Source organism: Marinobacterium aestuarii, from assembly GCF_001651805.1.
GTDB lineage: Bacteria > Pseudomonadota > Gammaproteobacteria > Pseudomonadales > Balneatricaceae > Marinobacterium_A > Marinobacterium_A aestuarii.
In genome coordinates, this window is the sequence record NZ_CP015839.1 from 814,566 (window position 1) to 840,571 (window position 26,006).

Consider the following 26,006-nt stretch of genomic DNA (forward strand, 5'->3'; position numbering starts at 1 on the left):
CAGGAGAAAAGCCATGAATGCCGCTGTCCCCCACAAGATCGCGCTGGCACCTCGGGTGCCGCAGGAGCTTTTCAACCCGGCTGTGAGCACAGAAGTCCGTGCCATTTTGCAGCAGGCCCTGAACGGTGAGGAGCTGAGCGAAGCGCAAGGCGTGGTGCTCTTTGGCACCGAAGGCGCCGAGCTGGATGCGCTCACCGCCACCGCCGATGCCGTGCGCCGGCAGCGCGTTGGTGATCGCGCCACCTTCGTGATTACGCGCAATATCAATTACACCAACGTTTGCTACATGGGCTGCAAGTTCTGCAACTTTGCCAAGCGCAAGGATGATCCCGAGGCCGAATTCTTCGATCTGGATGAAATCGTGCGCCGCGCCCAGGAAGCCTGGGACAGAGGCGCCACCGAGGTGTGCATTCAGGGCGGGTTGCACCCGGATCTGCCGGTGCATTTCTACCGCGACATGCTTAAGGCCATCAAGAGCGTGCTGCCTGGCATGCATATACACGCTTTCTCGCCGTTTGAAATCTGGTTTGGTGCCCGCAAGAGCAAGATGTCCTACGCCGATTTCATTCAGGACCTGATGGATCACGGCCTGGGCTCGATGCCGGGTACCGCCGCCGAGATTCTGGATACCGAGATTCGCCAGCAGCTGACGAAGGACAAACTCACTACCGCGCAGTGGGTCGAGATTATCCAGACCGCCCATCGCCTGGGCCTGCCGACTACCGCCACCATCATGTACGGCCATATCGATGGGCCTGAGCATTGGGCGGCACATCTGGCGCTGCTGCGTACCATCCAGCAGAAGACCGGCGGCTTTACCGAATTCGTGCCGCTGGGCTTTATCCACTACAAGACGCCGCTCTATCTGGAAGTGGCGGGCGTGCGCCCCGGCCCCACGCGACACGAGCATATCCGCATGCACGCCGTGGCGCGCCTGATGCTCAATGGCTGGATCGATAATATCCAGGCCTCTTGGGTCAAGCTTGGTACCGACCTTGCGCAGCAGATGCTGGCCGCCGGCGTCAATGACCTGGGCGGCACCCTGATGAACGAAAGCATCTCCCGTGCCGCCGGTGGCGAACATGGCCAGGAAATGCAGCCGCAGGAACTGATCGACATGATGCGTGCCATGGGCCGCGAACCGGTGCGGCGCAATACGCTCTACCGTCCGCTGGAAATTTTCGACCGCGCCGCTGCGTCTGATGCTGCGTTTGAAGCGCTGCCCCAGTCGCTGCTGGCCGGAGGCATGGCATGAGTGCCCAGGCGCCGAAAATCACCCTGCTGGCCGGCGGTGGCGGTGGCGCCAAACTGGCCATAGGGCTTGCCGCGATACTGCAGCCCGGTCAGCTGTCGATCATCGGCAACGTGGCGGATGATCAGGAATTCCATGGCCTCTGGGTCTCGCCGGATATAGATACCATCACTTATAGCCTGGCCGGGCTGATTGACCGCAGCAAGGGCTGGGGGCTGGCGAATGAAACCAGCCGCACCCTGGAAGGCCTGGCCCGCCTGGGATCCGATGACTGGATGTACCTGGGGGACCAGGACTTCGCCACTCATATCTATCGCACCGAACTGCGCCGCCAGGGTGTGCGCCCGAGCGCCATTGCCCAGACCATCGCCCGCGCGCTGGGAGTAACGGCCAATATATTGCTGCCCAGTGATGACCGCATGCAGACCGAGGTCAAAACCGCCCGCGGCTGGCTGTCGTTCCAGGAGTACTTTGTGCGCGAACAGTGCCGCCCCGAGGTGCTGGAGCTGCGAATTCAGGGGCTGGAGGAGGCACGCCCAACCGAAGAGGCGCTGGCGGCCATCCGCGATGCGGACCTGCTGATTCTTGCGCCCAGCAATCCCCTGGTGAGCATAGGTCCGATCCTGGCGCTGCCGGCTATCCGCAATGCGCTGGAGAAGACCCGCGCAACCCGGGTTGCGGTATCGCCACTGATCGGCGGCCAGACGGTGAAGGGGCCTGCGAACCGCATGCTCAAGGCGGCGGGTTACAGCTGCAGCAACCTGGGCGTGGCCGACTGTTACCGCGGTCTGATCGATAGCCTGGTAATTGATGTCAGTGATAGCGCCGACGTGGCGGCCTTGCAGGCGCGCGGGCTCAAGACGCTGGTGACCCAGACACTGATGAGCAGCGATGCCGACAAGGCATGCCTGGCCCGAGAACTGCTGGCCATCGCTGGATTGGCCGGAACTGGACTGGCGTCGCAACTGGATCAGCCTGAGCGGGTGTCGGCATGAGCCTGAAAACCCTGATCGTGATCCCGGTGAAGGATTTCGCCAGTGCCAAGTCGCGCCTGCGTCCGGTGTTGGGCGATACAGACCGCAGCCAGTTGGCCCGGCGCCTGTGCGAACGCACCCTGAGCTTTTTTGGCACGCATTTTCCGGATTATCCACTGCTGGTGGTCACGGCTTCTGCCGCCATCGGTGAACTGGCCCGCGGCTACGGTGCTTCTGTGCTGCGCGAGCTGCGCCCGGCGGGGCTGTCGGGGGCGGCGGCACTGGCGGCACACTGGAGCAAAAAGCACGGCTTTGATTCCCAGTTGCTGGTGCCGGCGGATATAGCACGGCTTGATGCCGACGAGTTTCGCACTCTGCTGTGCCAGCCAAGACCTGCGCCCTCGGTGCTGATCTGCCCGGCCAGTGACGCCGGCACTAATGCACTGCTGACCACGCCGCCGGATGTGGTGCCCTTTTGCTTTGGCCCGAATTCCAGCGCAGCGCATCAGGGGGCGGCACTCAAGCGGTCGGTGCCCTGTGAGCTGCTGCACTTTGATCATATGCGTTTCGATCTGGATACCCCGGATGATCTTCACAGCCTGATGCATCAACACAGCGGCGATCTGCCGCGGGAACTGGTGACCCTATGGAATCTGTAATACAGAACAATACAGCACAAGGCATGGCGTTCAGCGCTGCCCCGACTGACCCCGCTGTGGTGCACCGTGCCGCCAGGGCGGCCCGCCCTGCGGCCAGTACCCGCATTGCCATGCAGGTACTGCCGGGTATTCCGGACATAGCGCCGGGGGATGATCTGGCCGCGCTGCTGCTCGAATCCATCGAGCGGGCGGCGCTTAGCCTGCAGGACGGCGACATCCTGGTGATCGCCCACAAGGTGGTCTCCAAGGCCGAAGGCCGGATCACGCGCCTGGCCGATGTGGTACCGGGGGAGAAAGCACGCCAGCTTGGGCTGGAGCTGAACAAGGATCCGCGCAAGGTCGAAGTAATTCTGGGGGAATCCAGCCGTGTGGTGCGGGCCATCAAGCGCCCCGGCCAGCTCGAAGGCACCCTGATCGCCGAGCATCGGCTGGGCTTTATCTGCGCCAATGCCGCGGTGGATGAATCCAATGTCGGCGCCGAGGAAACCGTCATCCTGCTGCCGGAAGATCCGGACCGCAGCGCCCGGGAAATCTGCGCGCTGCTGGAGCGTGCCAGCGGTGTGCGTCTGGGCGTGGTGATTACCGATACCTTCGGACGGCCCTGGCGCATGGGGCTGGTGAATGTGGCGGTGGGGCTTGCCAAGGTGCCGAGCCAGATCGATCTGGTGGGCGAGCGCGATGCCTTCGGGCGCGAGCTTTCGGTCACGGTACCGGCCCTGGCCGATGAGCTCGCGGCGGCCTCGGGTCTCTTGATGAGCAAGGATGGCAAGACCCCGGCGATTCTGTTCCGCGGCATCGACTGGACCCCGGACAACAGCTCTGCGCGTGACCTGGTGCGTCCGCAACAGGAAGACCTGTTTCGCTAAACCCTGCGGGCCCCAAGGGCCTGGTGGGTCGCAACGACTGCTGCTTGAAACGAAAAAGCTCAACCGACAGCAATTTGAACCAACAAGAACAAGAGGAAAGGTTTCGATGAAAATCTCAATTCTGGGTGGTACAGGTCCGCAGGGCCGGGGTCTGGCACTGCGTTTTGCCCGTGCGGGTATAGAGGTCGCAATTGGCTCGCGTGAGGCGGCCCGTGCGGCAGATGCAGCCACAGAGCTTGGCGCTCTGCTGAACCCCGCGGCAGCTGCGATCAGCGGTCATGATATTCGCGCCGCGGTGGCGCAGGCCGATGAACTGGTGATTCTGGCGGTGCCTTACAGCGCCCATGATGCCACGCTTGAGTCCATCAAGGATCTGCTGGTGGGCAAGGTACTGATCGATATCGCCGTGCCTCTGGCCCAGGGCGATCCCAAGCGCGTGGCCATGCCGGCGGCGGGTTCCGCCACTGAAGCGGCCCAGGCGCTGCTGGGGGAGAGCATCCCGGTGGTGGGCGCGCTGCATAACGTATCGGCCACGGTACTGAATGATCTGGAGCACAGCATCAACTGCGATGTGCTGGTGTGCGGCAATGATCTGGCGGCCAAGGAAAAGGTGATCGAGCTGATCCGCAAGCTGGATGTGGCCGCCTACAACTGCGGCCCGGCCGAGAGCGCCCGCTGCATCGAGGCCATCACACCCATTCTTATCCGTTTGAATATTTCCAAGAAGGTGCCCTTTACCCACGCCGGTATTCGTATCTGCCCACCCGACGCTCATTAATTTTTTCAATAAAAACAAAGACCCAGGAGAGTGACTATGGAATTTGGTATCTGCTTTAAAGGTTTTGTCAGCCACGATCGCGCCCGCACACTGGTGAAACAGGCCGAGGACGCCGGCTTTGACTACTGCTGGTTCTACGACTCCCATATCCTGTGGCGCGAATGCTACCCGGCCATCGCCATGTGCATGGAGCATACCTCGCGCATCAAGTTCGCCCCCTGCGTCACCAACCCCAATGCCCGTGACTGGTCGCTGGCAGCCAGCCTCTTTGGCAGCCTGGCCAAGCAGAGCGGAGGCCGCTTTGAAGTGGGTCTGGGGCGCGGCGACAGCTCGGTGCGCGTGATGGGCAAGAAACCCGCGACTCTGGCCCGCGTGGCCGAGTTCACCACCAAGGTGAAAGCCATGGTGCGTGGTGAGGAAGTCATGTACGGCGAATGCCCGGAGCCGGTGCAGTTCCCCTGGGCTGAAGGCTACGAGCTGCCAGTCTATATAGGTGCTTACGGCCCCATGGCGCTGAAAACCGCAGGAGAGGTGGGTGATGGCGTGATTCTGCAGATCGGTGAACCCGCGCTGATCAAGTGGCTGGCGGACCAGGCCATCGCTGCCGGCGTCGAGGCCGGTCGTGATATGTCCAACTTCAAGATCATCGCTGCAGCGCCGGCTTATTTCGGCGACCGGGAGAGCTGTGTTGAGTCCACCAAGTGGTTCCCGGCCATGGTGGGTAACCATGTGGCCGATATCGTTGAGAAGTACGGTACCGACAGTGGCCTGGTGCCCAAGAGCCTGACCGACTATATCGAGAAGCGCAAAGGCTACGACTATTCCAAGCATGGCCAGAGTGATAACCCTTACCTGGATTTCATCACGCCAGAAATTGTTGAAAGTTTCTGCGTACTGGGTGAGGCCGAGCAGCATATCGTCAAGCTGAACCATTTGAAGGAAGCGGGCACCACCCAGTTCAATATCTATCTGGATAACGGTGACGAGGAAAATATTATCGCCCAGTACGGCGAACATATTATCCCGCATTTCAAAGGTTAATATTTGATTTGTAAAAAGTCGTATTAAATCGTCAGGTTGATAATAACTGCGATCCTTGATGTTGCTAGCGGGGCACTGTGTTGCCCCCCTTGTTTTCGCTGCACCTGCTGAGCCTTGCGGGTGTGGAATGTTCAGAATTGACAGAGCTGAGTGAGAGAGTCTAATCATGCAGAAGATTACCGTTAATCAGCAGCGCCTGTGGGACAGCCTGATGCAGATGGGCGAGATCGGCGGCACCGAAAAAGGCGGCGTCTGCCGTCTGGCGCTGACGGATCTGGACAAGCAGGGCCGTGATCTGTTTGTCAGCTGGTGCAAGGACGCCGGCTGCAGCATCCGCATCGACAAAATGGGCAATATCTTCGCCCGTCGCCCAGGTCAGGACGACTCCCTGCCGCCGGTGGTTATGGGCAGCCATCTGGATACCCAGCCCACGGGGGGCAAGTTCGATGGTATCTACGGCGTGCTGTCGGGGCTGGAAGTGATTCGCAGCCTGAACGATCAGGGCATTGAGACCCGCGCGCCCATCGAGGCCTCGGTCTGGACCAACGAGGAAGGTTCACGCTTCCCGCCGGCCATGGTGGCATCCGGTGTTTTCGCCGGTGTCTTCGATCTGGAGTACGGCCTTAGCCGGGCGGATCTGGATGGCAAGACCATGGGCGAGGAACTGGAACGCATTGGTTATGCTGGTCCCGAAGAAGTGGGTGGTCGTCCTTTCAAGGCCTTCTTCGAGGCCCATATCGAACAGGGCCCGATTCTGGAGGATGAAGACAAGCAGATCGGCGTGGTGACCGATGCCCAGGGGCAGCGCTGGTATGAGGTCACCCTGACCGGGCAAGAGTCCCACGCCGGTCCCACGCCCATGACAAGGCGCCGTGACGCTCTGGTAGGAGCTGCACGCCTGATCGATACGGTGAACCGCATCGGCATGGATCACCAGCCCAACGCCTGCGCCACCGTGGGCCTGGTGCAGGTGTTCCCGAATTCGCGCAACGTGATTCCGGGCCAGGTGTTCTTTACCGTGGACTTCCGTCACCCGGATGCCGAGGTGCTGGCCAAGATGGATCAGGAGCTGCGCGAAATTGCGGATCGGGTGTCTGGCGAGCTGGGACTTGAAATGAAGTTCGAGCAGATCTGGTACTCGCCGCCGGTGCCCTTCGATACCGCCTGCGTAAACTCCGTGCGCCAGGCGGCTGAAGAGTTCGGCTACAGCCACCGCGATATCGTCAGCGGTGCCGGCCACGATGCCTGCTATATCTCCCGTGTAGCCCCGACCGCCATGGTCTTCGTGCCCTGTGAAAACGGCATCAGCCACAACGAGGCGGAAAATGCCAAGGCGGAAGACCTGGCCGCCGGCTGCAACGTACTGCTGCAGGCGGTACTGGAGCGCGCCAACGACTGAGGCCTTTCCAGCCATAACCCGGCATGGAGTGTCGGGTTATGGTTTAAAGGTGAAAGGTGAAAGGTAAAGTGTGGTGGTTGGTTATTGGTGATTGGTTATTAGTTATTAGTGAAAGAAGAAAGGAAAGGAGAAAGGAGAAAGTTAAAAATGATAAAGGAAAGATAGAAAGAGGAAAAGTTTGGTTGGTGATTTTTAATTGGTTTTTCCGGGTTTATTCGTTTTTGATTCATTATTTATATTTAAATTTATGGTCCGCATTTAATGGCGTGGTGCACGCTGTTTTAATCGTTTGTTCTCGCAATAAAATAATAATCGTACAGGAGAAAAATAATGAAATTATCTGTACTCAGGGATTTGTACCCCGGTGAACGGCGCGTTGCGCTGACGCCGGCCAATGTTGCGGCGCTCTGTGCCCGTGGCTGCGAGCTTAGGGTTGAGTCTGGCGCAGGCGTAGAGGCCGGCTTTGCCGATGCGCTCTATGTTGATGCCGGTGCCGCCATAGTGGCGTCGCGGGGCGAGGCGATCGCCGGCAGTGAAGTGCTGCTGTGCGTGAATGCCAGCCGCGATGCGGATCTCGACGGCCTCAGTGCCGGTCAGCTGTGCATTGCGCTGATGGATCCGCTGAGCGATAGCGCGCGCTTCGAAGCCCTGGCCGAGCGTGGACTGTCGTTGCTGGCGCTGGAGCTGGTGCCGCGCATCAGCCGCGCCCAGAGCATGGATGTGCTGTCGTCCATCGCCACCATCGCGGGATACAAGGCTGTATTGATGGCAGCCGAAGCGGCGCCGCGCATCTTCCCGATGATGATGACCGCCGCCGGCACTTTGAATCCGGCCCGCGTCTTTATTATGGGCGCCGGTGTTGCCGGCCTGCAGGCGGCGGCCACGGCCAAGCGCCTGGGCGCCGTGGTGGAAGCCTATGATGTGCGCCCGGCGGCCCGGGAGCAGATTATTTCCGTCGGTGCACGGCCCATAGAGCTGGACCTGCCAACGGATGCGGCCGAAGGCCAGGGCGGTTATGCCGCCGAACAGGGGACGGACTTCCTGGCGCGCCAGCGCGAGCAGATGACCGCCGTACTGGCACAGCAGGACATCGTCATTACCACGGCCGCGATCCCCGGCAGCCGTGCACCTGTGCTGATCAGCGCCGAGATGGTGGCGGCGATGAAGCCAGGCGCCGTGATCGTGGATCTGGCGGCGGAGCGCGGTGGTAACTGCGAGCTGACCCGGGCCGGTGAAACACAGCAAGTGCATGGGATTACCCTGATGGGGCCGCTGAATCTGGCGGCCAGCGTGCCCATGCATGCCAGCCAGATGCACGGCCGCAATATCGAAAATCTGTTGCTGCACCTGCTGGACAAGGACGCGCGCCTGCAGCTGGATTTTGACGATGAAATCGTTGCCGACACCCTGGTGACCCACCAGGGCGAGATCTGTGCCGGGCGTATTCGTGAACGCCTGGGCCTGGGCCTGGGTGTACGGGTGCTGGAGGAGGTGGCCTGATGGAAATCCTGATACTGCAAATTTCACTTTTCGTGCTGGCGGTGTTTCTGGGCGTCGAGCTCATCACCAAGGTGCCTGCGACCTTGCACACCCCCTTGATGTCCGGCAGCAATGCCATTTCCGGTATCACCCTGGTGGGTGCGCTGCTGGCAGCGGGCGCAGGCGATGGCAACGGTCTTTGGGTCCCTGTACTTGGGATGATCGCCGTGACTCTGGCGACGATAAACGTCGTGGGCGGGTTCCTCGTAACTAACCGAATGCTGCGGATGTTCCAGCCCCGCAAGGTATCCACCCCCACTACAGCCAAGGGAGGCGTGAGTCATGAATCTGTTCCTGGTTGATGGTTTCTATCTGCTGGCAGCCATGCTGTTCGTCGGCGGCATCAAGGGGCTGACCCGGCCGCGCACCGCCGTGCGCGGCAACCAGATGGCCGCCATCGGCATGCTGGTGGCGGTGTTGGTCACCCTGCTGGACAAATCTATTCTGTCCTATGAGTGGATACTGGGTGGCGTGATTCTGGGCTCGCTTATCGGCACCCTGCTGGCGACCCGTATCCAGATGACGGCGATGCCGCAGATGGTGGCGCTGCTCAACGGCTTTGGTGGCGGAGCCTCCCTCTGTGTGGCGGCGGCAAGCTTTCTGGGCCTGGCGGGAGCCGATGGCCCCCTGGGGCTGGTGGCTCTGGTGGCCATCTGCATCACGCTGCTGATCGGTGCCGTGACCCTGACGGGCAGTGCAGTGGCCTTTGCCAAACTGCAGGAGCTGCTGCCGGGTCGGCCACTGGGATTTCGGGGCATCCGTGGCTTTAATCTGGTGCTCTTTGTGGCCGTGCTGGCGCTGGCGGGCTCACTGATCAGCGGCAGCGGTGACAGCAGTACGCTGATACTGCTCACTGTGCTGGCGCTGGTGCTGGGGGTCACTTTGGTGATGCCCATTGGCGGCGCCGACATGCCGGTGGTGATCGCCCTGCTGAATTCCTATTCGGGGCTGGCGGCAGCGGCTGCCGGCTTCATTATGGGCAACAGCGTGCTGGTGGTATCCGGCGCTCTGGTGGGGGCGTCGGGCATTATCCTGACCCGCATCATGTGCGTGGCCATGAACCGCTCGCTCAGCGGTGTGCTGTTCGGCTCCATGGGAGAGGCCGGCGGACCTGTGATGGATGCCGATGAAGTCTATGCCGGCAAGGTGAAGTCGTCTTCGCCGGAGGAGGTGAGCATGCTGCTCGAGAGCGCCCGCCGGGTGGTGATAGTGCCGGGCTTTGGTCTGGCGATGGCCCAGGCGCAGCACGCGGTGCGCGACCTTGCCGACTCGCTGGAACGTCGCGGCATTGAAGTGATCTACGGCCTGCATCCGGTGGCGGGGCGCATGCCTGGTCACATGAATGTACTGCTGGCCGAAGCCGAGGTGCCCTACGACAAGATGCAGTCCATGGAGGAGGTCAATGCGCTGTTCGAGCAGACGGATGTGGCCATAGTGATCGGTGCCAATGACGTCACCAACCCCATGGCGCGGGAGGACAAGGGCAGTCCTATCTACGGCATGCCGATCCTGAACGTCGACAAGGCGCGCACCGTGGTGGTGGTCAAGCGCAGCCTGAGCCCGGGCTTTGCAGGCCTGCCCAACCCGCTGTTTGCCAGGGACAACTGCCTGATGCTGTTTGGCGATGGCAAGAAAGCCATCATGGAGCTGACGGCGGCGGTGAACGAAACGGTTTGAGAGACGTGTCGTTAACGCAAGGGGGCTGGCCGCAGGGGCAGCCCCCTTTTTGTCCGGTATGATCGGCAGCGCGGTGCCCTCACCGCGGCTTGGGCGGCGGCGGTGCGGGAAGCGTGCGCAGGCAGTCTAAAAGCCGGTCTATATCCTTGTCATCGTGATAGGCGCCAAAGCCGAAGCGCAGGCGCTGGCCGCGACGGTCGCTGTGGATGCCCTGTTGCTTCAGTTGCTGCACCAGTGTGGCGGCGCGCGCTCCCGGCAGTTCAATGGCCAGAAAGTGGCCGTGGGGCCGTCCTGGTTCATGGATCCAGCGCCCACCCTGAAAACATGCAACCGGCTGCTCCAGGCCCGCAAGAAAGCGTTGCTGCAATGCGCTGACATGGGCATGCAGTGCACTGATGCCAATCCCTTCACGTTCATACAGGCCCAGCACTGCATCCAGCCGGTAAAGGCCGGTTGGGTCGAAGGTGGCACCGGCGAAGCGGCGGCCGTCCGTGGCGTAGTCAATCCGGTTATGCGGCTGGTCGAGGTGTTCGAAATCGGCAAACCAGCCGGTGATCGCTGGGCGTAGTTTGCAGTCCGGCGGTACATGCATGAAACAGCAGCCCTCGCCTCCCTGGGCATATTTGTAGCCGCCGGCCAGGTAAAACACGCGTTTCAGCAGCGGCCCCGGTGCAAATGGCAGCGCGGCGAAGCCGTGGTAGGCGTCGATTGCGACGAGGCAGGTGCGCGGGGCCGCCGCCGTGATTTTGGCCAGATCGGTAACCACCAGGCCAGAGTCGAAAAATACCTGACTGAAAAACAGCAGATCCCAGGATTGCTGGCGCAGTGCGGCCAGCATGCGGGGCGCGAATTCGTCTATGGGTTCGCTCGCAATACGGGTGACCTGGCACCAGCCGGTTTCCTCCAGTCGGCGTATCTGACGCGAAAAACTGTGAAATTCCGCGCTCGAGGTCAGAATCTGCACCTTGCGATTCAGTGCCAGGCAGGAAAGCAGCCGCACCAGCAGTTCGTGCGTACTGGGGGCGAAACAGAGCTGCTGCGGGCTGTTTGACCCAAGCAGTGTGCCGATACGCTGCTGCAGCCGGGGCATCAGGTAGGTGTGCAGCCAGGCCCATTTGTCATCGACCTGCAGTGCGGCATCATCCCAGTATTGCAGCATCGCCTCGCGCGTCACATCCGGCCAGTAGTGGTGACTGTGAGCGGTAAAATGCAGCTGATCCGGATGGGCCTCAAGGAAGCGGCGGTAGTATTTTTTATAGCCAGCATCGGCGTCAGGCATCGCGGTGCAGGGTGCTGAAATGAAAATCCAGCAGCCGGGTCAGTTCTGCTGGCAGCGGTGCCAGTTTGGAGCGGGGCAGCAGGTAGGAGGCGAGGTTGAAAAAATCGCCAAATATCTGCGTCCGCTCGGCGCTTGTGCGCAGGTAATCGTGGCCCGAGGAGCCGCCGGTACCTATGCGGCGGCCGAGCATGCGCTGTACCATCAGGGCATGGCGATAACGCCAGGCGGTCAGTTGTTCATCCACTTCCACCAGCAGTTTCAGCAAGCCAAAGGGCTGCTGCAGCAGTGGCTCATCGCGGTACAGATAGATAAAGAGTGCGGCCTGAATGGCACGGTGTGATAGCCGTACCAGACCCTGTGTCCGCTGCGACTCGTAGGCCTCGGGCAGAAACAGGCAGTCGAACTGCTGCCGGGTTTGCGTCAGTTGCGCCAGCTGTCGCTCTTTGTCGTCGGCAGAGAGCTGCGGGTGTGTTTTGATCAGCTGCTGGTCGGCACTAAGGCTTGCTTCGATACTGTTGCGATAGCTGGACCAGAAGTCGTAGTGCTTGTCCTGCAAAAATGGCATGCGTGCCAGCCAGGCATCGACTTGGTCGAACAGGCTGGGTTCTGTGTGCAGTGCGCGCAGGTAGCGGGCGTCGGCGGGTTTGAAGCGTTGATAGAAGGCGCAGGCGCTGAAGGCGGTACGGTCCTGCTCGCGCAGCCCGAGCTTTATCTCGATGGCACGAAACTGCAGGCTTTGAAAGCCGGAGGCCGGCACCAGCAGATCGCGAAACTCCAGAAAATCCTGCGGCGCCATGGTTTCGATCACACTGATCTGCTCGACCAGCAGGTGCTGTATAACGCTGATCCGTTCCAGCTTGGCGCAGATGCTTGCCAGTCGGCGTTCATCGAGTCGCGCCGCTGAGAAAGCCTGCAGCACGGCATCGAGCTCATGCAGAATCTGCCGGAACCAGAGCTCATAGGTCTGGTGCACTATGATAAACAGCATCTCGTCATGGGCTTCAGAGCCCTGCCGGCGACTCAGGGGTGCCTGGGCGCCGAGCAGTCGCCCGAGCTGCAGGTAATCCCCGTAATAGAGATCCGACGGCTGTGCCTCTGTCGTCATGCTGCCTCCTGAACTGATGTTTGATTCCCTGAGCTTGATAGACGTTAGCCGCAGCTTCCGGCTGCCTGTCTGGCTGCAGGTCGTCGATTCAAGTATAGGGAGGGTTGAGGCAGGGAGCTCTGCCAGGCGGCGAAGGAAAGTGGGTGTGGATAACTGCTTATGTATAAATTACTGCGAATTGCCTGTGGGTTTTACCCACAAAAGCACTGAGCAAGGCTGTTGATAGCCTGTGCGCAAGCTCCGTGCACTTGATGGAAATGCCCGTATTTAAAAGGATCTGGCCCGGTGCACAATATCTGCGCTGTACCTTGGAAAAATTAACCCCAGGAGAAGCCGATACTGGTGCTGTGAAAACTTGTGCAGAGCTTTTCCACAGCGGTTTTGTATGGCGCAACGAGGGCAGGCCGTGACAGGAGCGGCGTTGTACGAGGGATTTCAGCTGCGGACGCTGATGCCCGTCAGTGGATAACACCGGGTGTTGCGAGCCTGGCGGGATTCGCATAAGTAGCGCTTCAACACTACGCTTCTAGGAGTTTGTTTGATTCGTCGGACGTTGCGGTAACCTCGAAGACTTCGGCCGTGTTGTAGATAGTCATGCCTGGTTTGTTCATCCGACGGCAGCGCCCGGGGTTGATCACTGATGGCACTGGCAATTGTTTTTATCATTATCGTCGCCGCGTCAATACTCTTTCATTTGCTGAGTCCCTGGCGTGCGACCGAAGCTGCCTCTAATTGGGGCTCGATTGACGACACCCTTTTTCTTACCCTGCTGATCACCGGCTTTTTCTTCGTTGCCATTACGCTGTTCATGGCCGTCGCCCTGATTCGTTTCCGTCACCGCAAGGGTGCCAGAGCTCATTATGAGCCGCACAACAGCAAGCTGGAATGGTGGCTGATGGGACTGACCACCGTCGCCATCGCCGGTCTGCTCGCTCCGGGTTTGCTGGTCTACAACAATTTCGTGCAGGTGCCGGATGATGCCTATGAGCTGGAGGTGGTGGGGCAGCAATGGCAGTGGGCCTACCGTTTTGCCGGGCTCGATGGTCATCTGGGGACATCGGGGGTTGGCTGGATCAGTGCGGCCAATCCGCTGGGGCTGAACCCGGACGATGCCGCAGGCCAGGATGACGTGATCATCCGTGCAAATGAAGTCCATTTGCCCCTTGATCTGCCGGTCAAGGTGCTGCTGCGCTCCAAGGATGTATTACACAATTTCTATATTCCGCAGATTCGCGCCAAGATGGATATGGTGCCGGGTCTGGTGTCCTATTTCTGGTTTACGCCCACCACTGCCGGCAGTTACGACGTACTCTGCGCCGAGTTTTGCGGTCTGGGGCACTACAGCATGCGGGGCCGGATGGTGGCTGAAACACCCCAGGCGTTCGAGCAGTGGCTACAGCAACAGCCCACCTTTGCCCAGCTCATCGAACAGCAGGCAACCGGCGCTGCGCCCGACCCCGCAGTGGAGCTTGGCCGCGAACTGGCGCAGCGCCATGGCTGTATCGCCTGCCATAGCCAGGATGGCAGCAAGAGCCTGGGCCCCGGCTGGCAGGGGCTTTACGGCCGGATGGAAACCCTCAGTGATGGCACTCAGGTGCAGGTTGATACGGACTACCTGAAAGAGTCCATTGCGCAGCCCGCTGCCCGTCTCGTGCAGGGCTACGCGCCTGTGATGGTGGCCTATCAGCTGAGCGATGCAGAGCTTGATGGCCTGATTGCATTGATACGATCACTGAGTGACAGCGCGGGCGCCAAAGGGGCTGCAGTACCGCAGGCGCAGCTTGCAATCCAGGGGCAGCAACTGGCCCAAACCCTGGGTTGTCTGGCCTGCCACAGTCTTGATGGCAGTCGCGGTGTCGGCCCCAGCTGGCGGGGACTCTTTGGCCGCATGGAAACCCTGGCCGATGGCACTGAAGTGCGGGTCGATCAGGACTATATTCGCGCATCGATTCAGACCCCGGCGGCTCAAACGGTAAAAGGCTTTGCATCCGTGATGCCGGCCTACAGCCTGAGTGAGGCCGAGCTGCAGGCGTTAAGCGCCTTTATCGCTGCCCAGGCAGACCCGGTGGCCGCCGCAGCAGAGGAATCACCTTGAAAGTGGCCGGCGCATGCCTGCGCCCTGCCACGGGGAGAACATGATGGCCTATGCAGAGCAAGCCGAACGTGAAGCCGTGCATGAACCGCGCAGCTTTCTGACGCGCTATATCTGGAGTCAGGATCACAAGGTCATCGCTATTCAGTATGCCCTTACGGCTATCTTTGTCGGCCTGATCGCGCTGGTATTGTCGGGCCTGATGCGCATGCAGATCGGCTTCCCCGGCAGTCTCGGGTTTATGGACCCTGCGGCTTACTATCAGGCGATGACCATGCACGGCATGATCATGGTGATCTATCTGCTGACGGCGCTGTTTCTGGGCGGGTTCGGCAACTACCTGATTCCGCTGATGGTGGGGGCTCGGGACATGGTTTTCCCGTATCTCAACATGCTGAGCTACTGGTTTTATCTGCTGTCGGTGCTGGTGCTGCTGGCCGGCTTTTTCGTCCCCGGCGGCCCGACCGGCGCCGGCTGGACGCTCTACCCGCCGCAGTCCATCACCCAGGGAACCCCCGGCACCGAGTGGGGTATAGTGCTGATGCTGGTGTCGCTGGCGATCTTTATTGTGGCCGCCACCATGGGCGGGCTGAACTATGTCACCACGGTGCTGCAGGCGCGCACCTATGGCATGACGCTGTTTCGCATGCCGCTGACCGTCTGGGGCATCTTCATGGCGACAGTACTGGCGCTGCTGGCGTTCCCGGCACTTTTTGTCAGTGCCATCATGATGCTGTGCGACCGCCTGCTGGGCACCAGTTTCTTTATGCCGGCCATGATCTCGCTCGGGCAACCCCTGGCGTATGAAGGCGGCAGCCCTATTCTGTTTCAGCATCTGTTCTGGTTTTTCGGTCACCCGGAAGTCTACATAGTGGCACTGCCGGCCTTCGGTCTGGTGTCCGACCTGATCAGCACCCACGCGCGCAAGAATATCTTCGGCTATCGCATGATGGTGTGGGCGATCGTGGCCATAGGCGTGCTCAGCTTTGTGGTCTGGGCGCACCATATGTATGTCAGTGGCATGAACCCCAAATTCGGTTTTTTCTTTGCCACCACCACCCTTATCATCGCGGTGCCGACGGCGCTCAAGGTGTACAACTGGGTGCTGACCCTGTGGCGCGGTGATATTCATCTGCGGGTGCCGATGCTGTTCGCTCTGGCCTTTATCCTGACCTTCCTGGTGGGCGGGCTGACGGGGCTTTTTCTGGGCAATGTGATTGTGGATATCCCCTTGTCGGATACCTACTTTGTGGTGGCTCATTTTCATATGGTCATGGGGGTCGCACCGATCCTGGTGGTGTTCGGCTCCATCTATCACTGGTTCCCGAAAGTCACCGGTCGGCTGCTGAACGATACCCTGGGCAAGCTGCATTTCTGGATCACTTTCCTGGGCACCTACGCCATCTATTTCCCGATGCACTACCTGGGTTTTCTGGGCATGCCGCGGCGCTACTATGCCTACGAAGGCTACGAGTTCATTCCGCAGTCAGCCCAGGACCTGAATGCCTTTATCACGGTGGCGGCACTCATTGTCGGCGTGAGCCAGCTGTTGTTTCTGTTTAACCTGTTCTGGAGTGCGTGGCGGGGCGCACCGGCCGGCCCGAATCCCTGGCATGCCACCAGCCTCGAATGGCAGACACCGCAGACGCCGCCGGCTCATGGTAACTGGGGCGAGAAATTGCCGGTGGTGCATCGCTGGGCCTACGATTACAGCGTACCGGGTGTGGCACAGGATTTCGTGCCCCAGACCTGTTCCGAGCAGGATTTGACCGCACTGGCATCGGGCGCCCGCACCCAGGGTGAAACACCATGAACAGGCTGCTGTTTAAAGCGGAAAATGGCTTCGCGACGGGCTTTGGCGCACCGGGGGAGCAGGGCCAGCAGGCGCGTGATCGTACTGCTGTCGTTGGGCTGCGCATTTTTCTGGCGGTTGTCAGCTCGTTTTTCCTGCTGTTCCTGATCGCCTTTATTGCCCGCTCCCAGATCGCCGACTGGCAGCCTTTGACCGAATCGGTAGCGCCCCTCAGCCGTACCGGGCTGCTGTGGCTGAATACTCTGGTATTGGTGATGGGCAGTCTGGGGCTGCAGTGGGGGCGGGTGGCCGCAGGGCAGGGGCTAAGGGGTGAGAGCCTGGCCGGATTGGTGTTCGGTGGCATCTGTGCACTGGCTTTTATTGCCGGCCAGCTGTGGCTGTGGCGTACCTTTGTAGCCCGCGGCTATGGCTTTTCGGCCAATCCGGCCAATAGCTTCTTTTTTCTGCTGACGGGGCTGCACGGCTTGCACCTGCTGGGGGGGCTGGTCGCCTGGGGCAGAACGCTCTGGCGTTACGGTCGCGGCCTGCCATTGGCTCAACTGGAGTCAAGCCTGTCTTTATGCGCGATTTACTGGCACTACCTGCTGGCGCTCTGGCTGCTGCTGTTCGCGGTCCTGACCAGCAGCCCTGAAACCTATCGAGCAATCGCCGCCTTGTGTGGCCTGAGGTGATGATATGGCCGTGCACTCAGGGGGGCCTTCTGTAGCCCCGGCATCGGATTCTCGCCCCGCGGATATCGCTTCTAAGGGCTGGGAGGGGCTTTATAGCGACTGGTCTTCGGATCAGGAGGCCTTCAGACGGGTGTCCTGGGGCAAGACCATGATGTGGATCTTCCTGCTCAGCGATACCTTTGTTTTCTCCTGCTTCCTGATCGGTTATATGGCCGTGCGCATGACCACTACCGCTCCCTGGCCCAATACCAGTGAAGTCTTTGCACTGACCATTGCCGGTCATTCCATCCCGCTGATTCTGATAGCCATCATGACCTTTGTGCTGATCAGCAGTAGCGGAACCATGGCCATGGCGGTCAATTTCGGCTATCGCCGCGCCCGCGTCAGGACCGCCTTGCTGATGCTGGCGACCGCGCTGCTGGGGGCGGCCTTTGTCGCCATGCAGGCGTTTGAGTGGAGCAAACTGATTGCAGAGGGGGTCAGGCCCTGGGGAAATCCCGAGGGCGCGGCCCAGTTTGGCGCCAGTTTTTTTATGATCACCGGTTTCCACGGTCTGCATGTGTCCATAGGCGTGATCTACCTCAGTACCGTGGCGCTGAGGGTGATACGGGGGCATTACGAAAGCAGCGGTAACTACCAGGCCGTCGAGATCGCCGGGCTCTACTGGCACTTCGTGGATCTGGTGTGGGTCTTTATCTTTGCGTTCTTCTATTTATGGTGAGGTGCCGGCAATGGAATCCATGCAGGAGCATATACAAGAGCATAAACAGGGGCAGCAGCATCCAATTAGCCTGTACCTGAAAATATGGGGTCTGCTGTTCGTACTCAGCACCCTGTCGTACCTGGTGGACTATTTTCATTTCCAGGGCCATTTGCGCTGGGTGCTGATTATTCTGTTCATGCTGCTCAAGGCGGGGCTGATCGTGTCGATCTTCATGCATATGGCGTGGGAGCGGCTGGCCATCATCTATGCCATTTTGCTGCCCCCTCTGTGCCTGCTGGTACTGGTGGGAATGATGGCAATAGAGGCAGATTATGTCTTTCTGAGCCGGTTGCTGTTTTTCGGCGCGAGCGGCGGTTAGGGCGACTAGACCGGGTGGGGCAGAGCGAAACCCGGGGTTGTGCTGCCGGCCGGGTTTCGCTTTTTTTGAGGCTGCTAGTGTACTGCTTCGCCCTAATGGGTGCTTATAGAGCCCGCCAATTCGTGTCCGGCAAGGCGCCGTTCGCCGGTAATAGTGGGGCTCTTGCCAAGGGCGGTAACGCAGCAGGGCGCGAATTGGCGCGCTCCCTGTGGGCGAGCCGCCAGAAGGTCGTCCGCGGTGTTGCATTTCCTCGAAATAGGCCCACTATACCTTCGAAAATGCGCCGTGCGGCCAGCCTCCTGGCGACTCGCTAAAAGCGCCTCTAAGAGCGAAGCAGTACACTAGATTGTGCGTTTGAACTGATGCCATTTCTGCTGCCAGGCGACCACCCAGTGCGGAGTGCCATCGCCGGTGCCGGCGAGTTTCAGGCGCGGATGCTGTTTCACCACCTGATCCAGAATGCTTTCCTGCTCAGGTTCGACATCGACGAAAAAGACATGCTTGCCATGTTTTAGCAGGCGTTTGAAACGACGAAAATGCGCATTGGGTTCCTGGATGCCGAAGAAACCGCCTTCCCAAGTGCAAAAACCCAGGATGATGACCGCGAGGAAGGCGAAAGGAATCCAGCCTGCGGCGGTTTCAGTCCAGCCCATGCCGTAGGCGATGCCCAGCAGCAGCGCGGCCAGCACAACACCGATGATGGCACCTATTTCACCGGAGTGCACAACATCCTGTTTCATGAACGATGCCACCTCCGGCAGGTGGTGCTGTTCGACTGCGGCTTCATTTTCGCTCAGCACATGGATCTGTTCCGTGCTGATACCCTTGGCTTCCAGTTCGTGCTCGACGGTTTCAAGTTCGTCGAGATCGTCACTGATGTAATAGTGCCGGTTCATGACACACCTCCAGCGAGTTGGGCTGAGATCCCTCTGTCTCAAAAGATTGTTGCGGCGCTGGCAAGTAGCTATCTATTTGCTACTGCTTATACCATTTATAAGTATAGCAGCCTGTGGAGAGTAGGAAGCTGTTCAATAAGTACTCATGTATTATATTAACTATTTGATTTATAACTTATTTTTAGGATCATCTGAGGCGGCGCAAAGTCAGGGCAGAGGGCGGGTGCTGCCTCGGCGGGCATGCCAGCCCGTTGCAGTGTTGCAGCTCGGGGGATCAGAAGCGACGTACGAGGACGGCGCCTGCCAGAATCATAACAAGGCCGGCCAGGCGACCCGGAGTAATGGCCTGGGGAGCAAAGCCGAACAGGCCGAAGCGATCCAGCAGCAGGGCGCCGGTCAGCTGGCCGGCGATGACCAGTGCCAGCGCAAGAGTTGCGCCTATGCGCGGCGCAAAAATGATCAGGGTAGTGACATAGAAGGCCCCTAGCAGACCTCCGGTCCAGGACCAGGCGGGTGCTGCGCGCAGTGCCTCGACGCCGGGCCAGGGCAGTCGCAGACCCAGGTAGCAGAGCCCAAGGGCAAGGCTGCCGACGACAAAGGAGGCGCCGGACGCCCAGAGGGCGGAACCGGCATTGCGGGCCAGGGTGCTGTTGACGCCTATCTGCAGTGCCAGCATGGCACCGGCCAGCAGCGTCAGCGGGACTCCCAACCAGTTCATGCAAACCTCCATTCACTTGTTTGTTGATAGGGCGCGCTGAGCATATCAGTCGCGCTTCACCGGCACAGGTGCATCGAGTTCGCGCTTTTTGGCCATGGCGTCAAACACCGGTGTAAAGGCGGGACGGTGGAGATAGCGGCCGGCGCCTTTCTCGGCCCTGAGTTCGCCGTTACACCAGACCAGTTTGCCCTGACTCAGGGTATGGCTGGGAATGCCGGTCACTGTACGACCTTCGAAAATATTGAAGTCGATATTCTGATGGTGGGTTTTGGCCGAGATGGTGCGGGTGCCGGCGGGATCCCAGACCACCAGGTCCGCATCGGCGCCCACGGACACCGAGCCCTTGCGCGGGTAAAGGTTGAAGATTTTGGCGGCGTTGGTGGAGGTAACCGCAACGAATTCATTCATGGTCAGGCGGCCCTTGTTGACGCCTTCATCCCAGAGTATGGCCAGGCGGTCTTCAATGCCGGCCGTACCGTTGGGGATCTTGGTGAAGTCATCTTTGCCGGCGGCTTTTTGCTCGGCACAGAAGCAGCAGTGGTCGGTGGCGGTGGTCTGCAGGTTGCCGCCCTGCAGGCCCTGCCACAGCGCTTGCTGGTGCTGTTTGGAGCGAAACGGCGGGCTCATTACATGGGCGGCGGCAAACTCGAAGCTTTCATTGCGGTACACGCTGTCGTCGATGGCCAGGTGGCCGGCCAGGACTTCACCGTAGACCCGCTGGCCATCGTTGCGGGCGCGGGTAATGGCATCCAGTGACTCCTTGCAGGACACATGCACTATATAGATAGGCACATTCATCACCTGGGCAATCTGGATGGCACGGTTCGCCGCTTCGCCTTCCACTATGGGGGGGCGCGACAGCGGATGGGCTTCGGGGCCCGTGAGGCCTTTTGCCAGCATTTCCTGTTGCAGCTGGAACACCAGTTCGCCGTTTTCGGCATGCACCGTGGGCATGGCGCCGAGCTCCACCGAGCGGCGAAAGCTCTTCACCAGAATTTCGTCGTCCGCCATGATGGCGTTCTTGTAGGCCATGAAGTGCTTGAAGCTGTTAACGCCATGATCCTTGACCAGGGTTTCCATGTCGGCGGCAACAGAGTCGTCCCACCAGGTAATGGCCACATGGAAGCTGTAGTCCGAGGCTGACTTGGCGGACCAGTCGCGCCACTGCTCATAGGCCTCCATCAGGCGCTGGCCGGGGGCCGGGATCACGAAGTCGATAATGCTTGTGGTGCCGCCCGCCAGGCCCGCAGCGGTGCCGGTGTAAAAGTCCTCGGTGGCAACGGTGCCCATAAAGGGCAGCTGCATATGGGTATGGGGATCGATGCCACCTGGCATGATGTACTGACCGCTGGCATCAATAACCTCTGCTCCGGCGGGTACCTGCAGATTCTCGCCTATGGCGGCGATCAGGCCATTTTCACAATAGACGTCGGCCCTGAAGCTGTGGTCGGCGGTCACGACTGTACCACCACGGATCACGATGGACATGGGTCTCTCCTTCCTTCTTATGTAAACAATCAAAAGCCAGAAACAATCAGTCGCCAGGCGTATGTCGGCCGGCGCCCGGTACAGGGCGCCTCGACCGTCGTCTGGTTTCAGTTACCCTGTGCCAGGCCCTGGGTGACGGGCGCGGCCTGCTTGCTGGCGGCAATCCAGTACACCAGGCCGCCGAGAATGGAGCCGGTGAACCAGCCGTACTGATAGAACCAGTTCAGGTAGCCGGTGCTGATGGCAAACAGCGTCAGCGCCACGGGTATGCCGAAGGCGGTAAGGCCGGCGGGGTTGAAGCCGCTATAGATGCCATGGGTCTTGTACAGTTCAGGCAGGTTGAGGAACTGACGTTTGATAACGAAATAATCCACGATCATGATGCCGGCGATAGGCCCCAGCAGACTGGAGTAGCCCAGCAGCCAGCCGGTATACATGGCCTCGACACTGACATCGGACTCGATGACGCCGAGTTTTTTCAGCAGCTCCCAGCCCATCAATACTATGCCCAGGGCGCCGGTCAGCAGCACGCCGCGGGTCTGATTGATCTTCTTGGGGGCTATGTTCTGAAAATCGTTGGTCGGCGAGACGATATTGGCCGCGGTGTTGGTGGACAGGGTCGCGATGATGATCATGATCATGGCGATCACGACCCAGAAGGGGCTGTCGATCTTGCCGATCAGATTGACCGGGTCCGAAATGGTTTCGCCCACCAGACCCGCGGAGGCGGCGGTGAGGATAACGCCGAGCGATGCAAAGAACAGCATGGTCAGGGGCAGGCCGATGATCTGGCCGGCAATCTGATCCTTCTGTGATTTAACGTAGCGACTGAAATCCGGAATGTTCAGCGATAGAGTGGCCCAGAAACCCACCATGGCGGTGAGACCACCGAAGAAGTACCCCCAGAAAGACGCGCCTTCGGGTCTGTTGGCCGGGATGGCCAGCAGCTCCGTCATGGATACCTGGGGCATGGCCCACATCATCAGGCCTATGCTCACACTCAGCAGCAGTGGTGCGGACAGGGTTTCCAGGATCTTGATGGATTCCGATCCCTTGATGACGATAAACAGGTTCATCACCAGGAACATGAAGAAGCCGATCACCTCGCCGGTGCCGCCCAGGCTCTCCCAGCCGGGAATCAGTGTCGAGAAGAGGATATGGATGGCCACGCCACCGAACAGTGTCTGGATACCGAACCAGCCACAGGCCACCAGGGCGCGAATCAGGCAGGGGATGTTGGAGCCCAAAACACCGAAGGACGAACGCAGCAACACCGGAAAGGGGATGCCGAATTTGGTGCCGGCGTAGGCGTTCAGCGTCAGCGGAATCAGTACCACCACGTTGGCCAGCAGGATGGTGATCAGGGCCTCACTCACCGACAGGCCAAAGTAGGCGGTGAGCACGCCGCCCAAGGTATAGGTGGGTACGCAAATGGCCATGCCGACCCAGAGGGCCGCGACGTTCCAGGTCGACCAGGTTCGTTCGCTGATTCTGGTGGGGGCTATATCCTCGTTATAGTGGGCGCTGTTACGCACGTCTGGGCCGGTATTGAGTTCGTAGAACTCGCCCACCTGGACGGCGGTTGAGGTACGGGGAGACTCGGTGCTCATGATGCATCCTCTTTTTTGTTATAAGTATTACCGGTGCCGTCTGGACGCAGCCAGGCAGTCGGGTATCGCTCGGAGGTCGGGGTTTGCGAGTGTTGCTCAGTGCACTGTGCTGGTTATCATCTGGTAATTGCCAGGTGCAGGCATCAGTTTGCTGTACCGGGCAGTGTCGGGCGGCACAGGATTACGGAGGCGGGTGGAGCTATGGGTACTGCCGGCGATGTAGCCTGAGGGCAGGAGAGTAGCGGTGCGGTATAAGGTTCTGAACACGATCCTGTCTCCGTCTTGCCAAGCCTGGGTGTTTGTCTGCAACCGCTAAACGCTGGTTGATCGGACACGAGTCCCTGGCTGTGTTGTTATTGTTGTTTTACCTTTTGGTCAATATATAACCTGAAAACAGACCGGGCAAGATAATTTTTCCAAAAGGTCAAAAAATAAAACTGAGGGTCGGAGCAAGCCAAAGAGAAGGGGCGCTAAGTGCGACCGTGCCCGAAGGCTATACTGGGCCTCTGAACTCAAGGCAGAAATTTACGATGGCAAATAGCACTGAGACTGCAGTGGAACAACCGCAAATCAGGGACGCAGATAAAGCCAATAGAGTGGTGGCGCTGGTGATGGCGGCGGGCCGGGCGCGACGCTTTGGCACTGACAAACGGCGTGAAATGCTGCTACAAAATTCCCCCCTGTTGGTCGCCACTGTGCAGTCCATGGCGGCGGTATTCGATAGCGTGCGGGTGGTGATTCGAAGTGACGATGATCCGGCAGAACTGGGGCTGGAGCCAGCAACGGCATTGCCGGTGGGCGCTGTGCTTGTGACGACTGTCCGTTCCGTTCATGCCGATCAAGGCCTGGGTTTCAGTATTGCGGATGGATTCAGCACGCTGCGCGCGCCTCAGGCAATAGCGGCGGCGGTGCTGCTGGGTGATATGCCCTGCATCACGTCCGGGACTTTCGCCATGCTGATCGAGCATGCTGCGGCGGATCGCATCGTCCGCCCTGCGTATCAGGGCGAGGCCGGGCACCCGGTGATATTCGGGCGTGACTTCTGGGGTGAGCTGTCACAGTTACAAGACGAAGCGGGCGCACGCTCTGTGATCCAGCGCCACCCAGAGGCCTGTATGCGTATCAAGGTTGATGACCCCGGTGTGCTGATGGATGCGGATAGGCCAGAGGACCTGGCAGCGTTGCGCGAGCGCTATCAAAGCATGGGTACCTCTGAATATTTGTCTGCCCGGCCAGCTTCCTGATTTAGAAAATTTTCCGTCGGAGTTTCTTGCCCAGGTACTGCGCCTGGGCTTTTTCAGTTCTGGCTCAGCTTCGTCTTCTAGAGTATGAGCGCGCCAGCCGTGCATTTTACGGCGCCGGCCGATGCTTGTACGTAACGATTTACCGTTCGTGTCCTTGAAGAAAATGGAGGCAGTCTGATGACCCGGAAGCTTTTTTCGCTGTTCAACCTGCAACGCCGCCTGCGGCTGGCCGCAGCCACAATCATATTCAGCCTGCCATCACTGCAGGCCCAGGCCGCCGATGAAGTGCGCCGTATCGACAGTTCCCAGAGTTTTGCGCAACTGGCTGAACGCCTGGATGCGGCGGTGGTGGCGAACAAGATGGTGGTGGTCACCCGGGCCAGTGCCAGCAAGGGTGCAGCCTCACGGGGTGTCAGCATTCCCGGCAACCTGGTGGTGGGGGTCTATCGCAATGACTATGCCGTGCGCATGCTGGAGGCTAGCGTGGCCGCTGGCATAGAGGCGCCGCTGCGCTTTTATCTGACCGAAAACGCCGATGGCAGCACCCGCCTGAGCTGGGCGACACCGAGCAGCACCTTTGCCCCCTATGCCAGCCCCGCGCTGGATGAAATGGCGCAGGAGCTGGACGCGGTTTTTGCTGCTATTGCCCGTGACGCCACCGAGTAGGCAGGGTCTTAAATTGTCACCGGCAGGTCGACTGCCCCGGGTGGCGGCCTGGGCCTTGCTTGTAGCAGGCCTGGGCTTGGCCGCGCTCGGCGCCAGTGGTGTACGTCATTTGGCGCTTTTTGGCGTCGGTTTGCTGATGGGTGCAGTACTGGTACTGACCGAAATCGGTTTTACCGCCAGTCTGCGCCGTTTCGTACTGGAATTTGATACCCGGGCGCTGCGCGCCCCGCTGGCGCTAATAGGCCTGACGACGCTGGCGTTTGCACCGTTGTTGTCCCTGGGTGAGGCCTTCGGGCAGCCACTGGCTGGCTCGGGTGCTCCCATCGGGATGCAGGTGGCGCTGGGTGCCTTGCTGTTTGGCATTGGCATGCAGCTTGGCGGAGGCTGTGGCTCCGGCACCCTCTATAGCCTGGGTGCCGGCAATGGCCGCATGCTGCTGGTGATCGTCGCCTTTTGTGCCGGCTCCTTTCTAGCCAGCCTGCAGATGGGCTGGTGGCAGAGTCTGCCGGGCATCAACGCGGTGGTACTGGGTCAGGTGCTGGGCTGGTGGCCGGCGGCGCTGTTGCAACTGATCCTGATCGCGACACTCTGGTGGCTCGCGGGCTTGCGCCCGGATGTGGCCAATCGTTCCCGCGCAGTCTGGCCCCTGTGGGTCGGCGCTCTTGCGCTGGCATTGCTGAACATGGCGACCCTGGCGCTGGCCGGCCATCCCTGGAGCATCACCTGGGCCTATGCGCTCTGGGGTGCCAAGGTCGCCACGCAGCTGGGCTGGGATCCGGCCGGCGCGCCTTTCTGGCAGGCGCCGTTTCAGTCCTCGGCCCTGAGCGGAGACCTGCTGCAGGATGTGACCTCCCTGATGGATATCGGTCTGGTGCTCGGGGCTCTGGGTGCAGCGCTTGCGGCGGGGCGCTGGGCATGGCGCTGGGATCTCAGGTTTGGCGCCATGATCGCCGCCATTATTGGCGGCCTGCTGATGGGTTACGGTGCACGCATTGCCTTTGGCTGCACCATAGGCGCCCTGGTCTCGGGTATTGCCTCCACCAGCCTGCATGGCTGGCTCTGGTTTGTGGCTGTGCTGCCGGGTGTCTGGCTGGGCGCGCAGCTGCGGCCGCTCTTTTTCGGCCAAGGGGCTCAATAAGGTCATCGTTACCGGTGCC

25 protein-coding genes are annotated in these 26,006 nt (G+C 60.2%); 19 read left to right on the top strand and 6 right to left on the bottom strand.

Annotated elements, in window-relative coordinates:
• Positions 1-13 precede the first annotated feature (13 nt).
• From cofH to A8C75_RS03615, 11 genes are all read left to right on the top strand, one after another.
• On the top strand, positions 14-1,255 hold the full coding sequence (cofH, locus tag A8C75_RS03570; protein ID WP_084783709.1) for a 5-amino-6-(D-ribitylamino)uracil--L-tyrosine 4-hydroxyphenyl transferase CofH: 1,242 nt from the start codon (positions 14-16) through the stop codon (positions 1,253-1,255).
• Positions 1,252-2,247 (top strand): 2-phospho-L-lactate transferase, encoded by a 996-nt coding sequence (gene cofD / locus A8C75_RS03575; RefSeq protein ID WP_067378208.1) that lies wholly within the window; start codon positions 1,252-1,254, stop codon positions 2,245-2,247. Before cofH ends, cofD begins: the two co-directional genes overlap by 4 nt.
• Positions 2,244-2,885 carry a 2-phospho-L-lactate guanylyltransferase gene (cofC, locus tag A8C75_RS03580; protein ID WP_067378211.1) on the top strand — a complete coding sequence of 214 codons (642 nt, stop codon included), beginning with the start codon at positions 2,244-2,246 and terminating at the stop codon, positions 2,883-2,885. Before cofD ends, cofC begins: the two co-directional genes overlap by 4 nt.
• Positions 2,873-3,751 carry a coenzyme F420-0:L-glutamate ligase gene (gene cofE / locus A8C75_RS03585; protein WP_227819828.1) on the top strand — a complete coding sequence of 293 codons (879 nt, stop codon included), beginning with the start codon at positions 2,873-2,875 and terminating at the stop codon, positions 3,749-3,751. The genes cofC and cofE overlap by 13 nt, the downstream gene beginning before the upstream one ends.
• A gap of 106 nt (positions 3,752-3,857) precedes the next feature.
• Positions 3,858-4,529 (top strand): NADPH-dependent F420 reductase, encoded by a 672-nt coding sequence (npdG, locus tag A8C75_RS03590; protein WP_067378214.1) that lies wholly within the window; start codon positions 3,858-3,860, stop codon positions 4,527-4,529.
• 36 nt (positions 4,530-4,565) lie between these two features.
• Positions 4,566-5,570, top strand: coding sequence for a TIGR03842 family LLM class F420-dependent oxidoreductase (locus A8C75_RS03595; RefSeq protein ID WP_067378218.1), 1,005 nt, complete (start codon positions 4,566-4,568; stop codon positions 5,568-5,570).
• A gap of 166 nt (positions 5,571-5,736) precedes the next feature.
• Complete coding sequence (locus A8C75_RS03600; protein ID WP_067378221.1) at positions 5,737-6,969, top strand: Zn-dependent hydrolase; 1,233 nt, start codon at positions 5,737-5,739, stop codon at positions 6,967-6,969.
• 56 nt (positions 6,970-7,025) lie between these two features.
• Positions 7,026-7,337 (top strand): hypothetical protein, encoded by a 312-nt coding sequence (locus tag A8C75_RS23545; RefSeq protein ID WP_157890212.1) that lies wholly within the window; start codon positions 7,026-7,028, stop codon positions 7,335-7,337.
• Positions 7,300-8,469 carry an NAD(P) transhydrogenase subunit alpha gene (locus A8C75_RS03605; protein WP_067378225.1) on the top strand — a complete coding sequence of 390 codons (1,170 nt, stop codon included), beginning with the start codon at positions 7,300-7,302 and terminating at the stop codon, positions 8,467-8,469. The genes A8C75_RS23545 and A8C75_RS03605 overlap by 38 nt, the downstream gene beginning before the upstream one ends.
• Positions 8,469-8,810, top strand: a complete 342-nt coding sequence (locus tag A8C75_RS03610) for an NAD(P) transhydrogenase subunit alpha part 2 (protein ID WP_067378227.1) — start codon at positions 8,469-8,471, stop codon at positions 8,808-8,810. Before A8C75_RS03605 ends, A8C75_RS03610 begins: the two co-directional genes overlap by 1 nt.
• Positions 8,791-10,185: an NAD(P)(+) transhydrogenase (Re/Si-specific) subunit beta gene (locus A8C75_RS03615; RefSeq protein WP_067378230.1), complete on the top strand. Its 1,395-nt coding sequence runs from the start codon at positions 8,791-8,793 to the stop codon at positions 10,183-10,185. The genes A8C75_RS03610 and A8C75_RS03615 overlap by 20 nt, the downstream gene beginning before the upstream one ends.
• A 79-nt stretch (positions 10,186-10,264) precedes the next feature.
• Here A8C75_RS03615 and A8C75_RS03620 read toward each other — a convergent pair whose 3' ends face one another.
• Together A8C75_RS03620 and A8C75_RS03625 are read right to left on the bottom strand one after the other, a co-directional pair.
• Positions 10,265-11,464 carry an aminotransferase class V-fold PLP-dependent enzyme gene (locus A8C75_RS03620; RefSeq protein ID WP_067378233.1) on the bottom strand — a complete coding sequence of 400 codons (1,200 nt, stop codon included), beginning with the start codon at positions 11,462-11,464 and terminating at the stop codon, positions 10,265-10,267.
• The gene (locus A8C75_RS03625; protein WP_067378236.1) at positions 11,457-12,569 is read right to left on the bottom strand and encodes a tryptophan 2,3-dioxygenase family protein; all 1,113 of its coding nucleotides are present in this window, start codon (positions 12,567-12,569) and stop codon (positions 11,457-11,459) included. The genes A8C75_RS03620 and A8C75_RS03625 overlap by 8 nt, the downstream gene beginning before the upstream one ends.
• A 640-nt stretch (positions 12,570-13,209) precedes the next feature.
• Between A8C75_RS03625 and A8C75_RS03630 the strand changes: the two genes are divergently transcribed.
• The 5 genes from A8C75_RS03630 to A8C75_RS03650 are packed head-to-tail and all read left to right on the top strand — an operon-like array spanning position 13,210 to position 18,227.
• Positions 13,210-14,664, top strand: a complete 1,455-nt coding sequence (locus A8C75_RS03630; protein ID WP_067378239.1) for a c-type cytochrome — start codon at positions 13,210-13,212, stop codon at positions 14,662-14,664.
• Positions 14,665-14,704: 40 nt separating this feature from the next.
• A complete protein-coding gene (gene ctaD / locus A8C75_RS03635; RefSeq protein ID WP_227819829.1) occupies positions 14,705-16,474 on the top strand; it encodes a cytochrome c oxidase subunit I in 1,770 nt (589 codons plus the stop codon).
• Complete coding sequence (locus A8C75_RS03640) at positions 16,471-17,145, top strand: cytochrome c oxidase subunit 3 (protein WP_067378242.1); 675 nt, start codon at positions 16,471-16,473, stop codon at positions 17,143-17,145. Before ctaD ends, A8C75_RS03640 begins: the two co-directional genes overlap by 4 nt.
• 4 nt (positions 17,146-17,149) lie before the next feature.
• The gene (locus A8C75_RS03645; protein ID WP_067378245.1) at positions 17,150-17,866 is read left to right on the top strand and encodes a heme-copper oxidase subunit III family protein; all 717 of its coding nucleotides are present in this window, start codon (positions 17,150-17,152) and stop codon (positions 17,864-17,866) included.
• A 10-nt stretch (positions 17,867-17,876) separates the two neighbouring features.
• Positions 17,877-18,227 carry a cytochrome C oxidase subunit IV family protein gene (locus tag A8C75_RS03650; RefSeq protein WP_227819830.1) on the top strand — a complete coding sequence of 117 codons (351 nt, stop codon included), beginning with the start codon at positions 17,877-17,879 and terminating at the stop codon, positions 18,225-18,227.
• Between the two features lie 341 nt (positions 18,228-18,568).
• Here A8C75_RS03650 and A8C75_RS03655 read toward each other — a convergent pair whose 3' ends face one another.
• The 4 genes from A8C75_RS03655 to A8C75_RS03670 all read right to left on the bottom strand — a co-directional run bounded on the left by A8C75_RS03655 (position 18,569) and on the right by A8C75_RS03670 (position 22,939).
• Positions 18,569-19,123, bottom strand: coding sequence for an inorganic phosphate transporter (locus tag A8C75_RS03655; RefSeq protein WP_067378248.1), 555 nt, complete (start codon positions 19,121-19,123; stop codon positions 18,569-18,571).
• 274 nt (positions 19,124-19,397) lie between these two features.
• Positions 19,398-19,841 (bottom strand): DMT family transporter, encoded by a 444-nt coding sequence (locus A8C75_RS03660; protein WP_157890213.1) that lies wholly within the window; start codon positions 19,839-19,841, stop codon positions 19,398-19,400.
• Positions 19,842-19,886: 45 nt separating this feature from the next.
• The gene (hydA, locus tag A8C75_RS03665) at positions 19,887-21,329 is read right to left on the bottom strand and encodes a dihydropyrimidinase (RefSeq protein ID WP_067378254.1); all 1,443 of its coding nucleotides are present in this window, start codon (positions 21,327-21,329) and stop codon (positions 19,887-19,889) included.
• Between the two features lie 107 nt (positions 21,330-21,436).
• The gene (locus A8C75_RS03670; RefSeq protein ID WP_067378257.1) at positions 21,437-22,939 is read right to left on the bottom strand and encodes an NCS1 family nucleobase:cation symporter-1; all 1,503 of its coding nucleotides are present in this window, start codon (positions 22,937-22,939) and stop codon (positions 21,437-21,439) included.
• Positions 22,940-23,493: 554 nt separating this feature from the next.
• Between A8C75_RS03670 and A8C75_RS03675 the strand changes: the two genes are divergently transcribed.
• The 3 genes from A8C75_RS03675 to A8C75_RS03685 all read left to right on the top strand — a co-directional run bounded on the left by A8C75_RS03675 (position 23,494) and on the right by A8C75_RS03685 (position 25,987).
• On the top strand, positions 23,494-24,183 hold the full coding sequence (locus A8C75_RS03675) for a nucleotidyltransferase family protein (RefSeq protein ID WP_227819831.1): 690 nt from the start codon (positions 23,494-23,496) through the stop codon (positions 24,181-24,183).
• 177 nt (positions 24,184-24,360) lie between these two features.
• Complete coding sequence (locus A8C75_RS03680; protein ID WP_084783714.1) at positions 24,361-24,849, top strand: DUF302 domain-containing protein; 489 nt, start codon at positions 24,361-24,363, stop codon at positions 24,847-24,849.
• A 13-nt stretch (positions 24,850-24,862) separates the two neighbouring features.
• Positions 24,863-25,987 carry a YeeE/YedE family protein gene (locus A8C75_RS03685; protein WP_157890214.1) on the top strand — a complete coding sequence of 375 codons (1,125 nt, stop codon included), beginning with the start codon at positions 24,863-24,865 and terminating at the stop codon, positions 25,985-25,987.
• Positions 25,988-26,006 lie beyond the last annotated feature (19 nt).

Excerpts from the sequence above, each read along its gene's own strand:
- ctaD (WP_227819829.1), top strand. The coding sequence starts at position 14,705 with ATGATGGCCTATGCAGAGCAAGCCGAACGTGAAGCCGTGCATGAACCG.
- A8C75_RS03670 (WP_067378257.1), bottom strand. The coding sequence starts at position 22,939 with ATGAGCACCGAGTCTCCCCGTACCTCAACCGCCGTCCAGGTGGGCGAG.
- A8C75_RS03620 (WP_067378233.1), bottom strand. The coding sequence starts at position 11,464 with ATGCCTGACGCCGATGCTGGCTATAAAAAATACTACCGCCGCTTCCTT.
- A8C75_RS03625 (WP_067378236.1), bottom strand. The coding sequence starts at position 12,569 with ATGACGACAGAGGCACAGCCGTCGGATCTCTATTACGGGGATTACCTG.
- cofH (WP_084783709.1), top strand. The coding sequence starts at position 14 with ATGAATGCCGCTGTCCCCCACAAGATCGCGCTGGCACCTCGGGTGCCG.
- cofD (WP_067378208.1), top strand. The coding sequence starts at position 1,252 with ATGAGTGCCCAGGCGCCGAAAATCACCCTGCTGGCCGGCGGTGGCGGT.
- A8C75_RS03605 (WP_067378225.1), top strand. The coding sequence starts at position 7,300 with ATGAAATTATCTGTACTCAGGGATTTGTACCCCGGTGAACGGCGCGTT.
- A8C75_RS03630 (WP_067378239.1), top strand. The coding sequence starts at position 13,210 with ATGGCACTGGCAATTGTTTTTATCATTATCGTCGCCGCGTCAATACTC.
- cofE (WP_227819828.1), top strand. The coding sequence starts at position 2,873 with ATGGAATCTGTAATACAGAACAATACAGCACAAGGCATGGCGTTCAGC.
- A8C75_RS03595 (WP_067378218.1), top strand. The coding sequence starts at position 4,566 with ATGGAATTTGGTATCTGCTTTAAAGGTTTTGTCAGCCACGATCGCGCC.
- A8C75_RS03655 (WP_067378248.1), bottom strand. The coding sequence starts at position 19,123 with ATGAACCGGCACTATTACATCAGTGACGATCTCGACGAACTTGAAACC.
- A8C75_RS03600 (WP_067378221.1), top strand. The coding sequence starts at position 5,737 with ATGCAGAAGATTACCGTTAATCAGCAGCGCCTGTGGGACAGCCTGATG.
- A8C75_RS03650 (WP_227819830.1), top strand. The coding sequence starts at position 17,877 with ATGGAATCCATGCAGGAGCATATACAAGAGCATAAACAGGGGCAGCAG.
- A8C75_RS03610 (WP_067378227.1), top strand. The coding sequence starts at position 8,469 with ATGGAAATCCTGATACTGCAAATTTCACTTTTCGTGCTGGCGGTGTTT.
- A8C75_RS03680 (WP_084783714.1), top strand. The coding sequence starts at position 24,361 with ATGACCCGGAAGCTTTTTTCGCTGTTCAACCTGCAACGCCGCCTGCGG.
- cofC (WP_067378211.1), top strand. The coding sequence starts at position 2,244 with ATGAGCCTGAAAACCCTGATCGTGATCCCGGTGAAGGATTTCGCCAGT.
- A8C75_RS03615 (WP_067378230.1), top strand. The coding sequence starts at position 8,791 with ATGAATCTGTTCCTGGTTGATGGTTTCTATCTGCTGGCAGCCATGCTG.
- A8C75_RS03640 (WP_067378242.1), top strand. The coding sequence starts at position 16,471 with ATGAACAGGCTGCTGTTTAAAGCGGAAAATGGCTTCGCGACGGGCTTT.
- hydA (WP_067378254.1), bottom strand. The coding sequence starts at position 21,329 with ATGTCCATCGTGATCCGTGGTGGTACAGTCGTGACCGCCGACCACAGC.
- A8C75_RS03660 (WP_157890213.1), bottom strand. The coding sequence starts at position 19,841 with ATGAACTGGTTGGGAGTCCCGCTGACGCTGCTGGCCGGTGCCATGCTG.
- A8C75_RS03645 (WP_067378245.1), top strand. The coding sequence starts at position 17,150 with ATGGCCGTGCACTCAGGGGGGCCTTCTGTAGCCCCGGCATCGGATTCT.
- npdG (WP_067378214.1), top strand. The coding sequence starts at position 3,858 with ATGAAAATCTCAATTCTGGGTGGTACAGGTCCGCAGGGCCGGGGTCTG.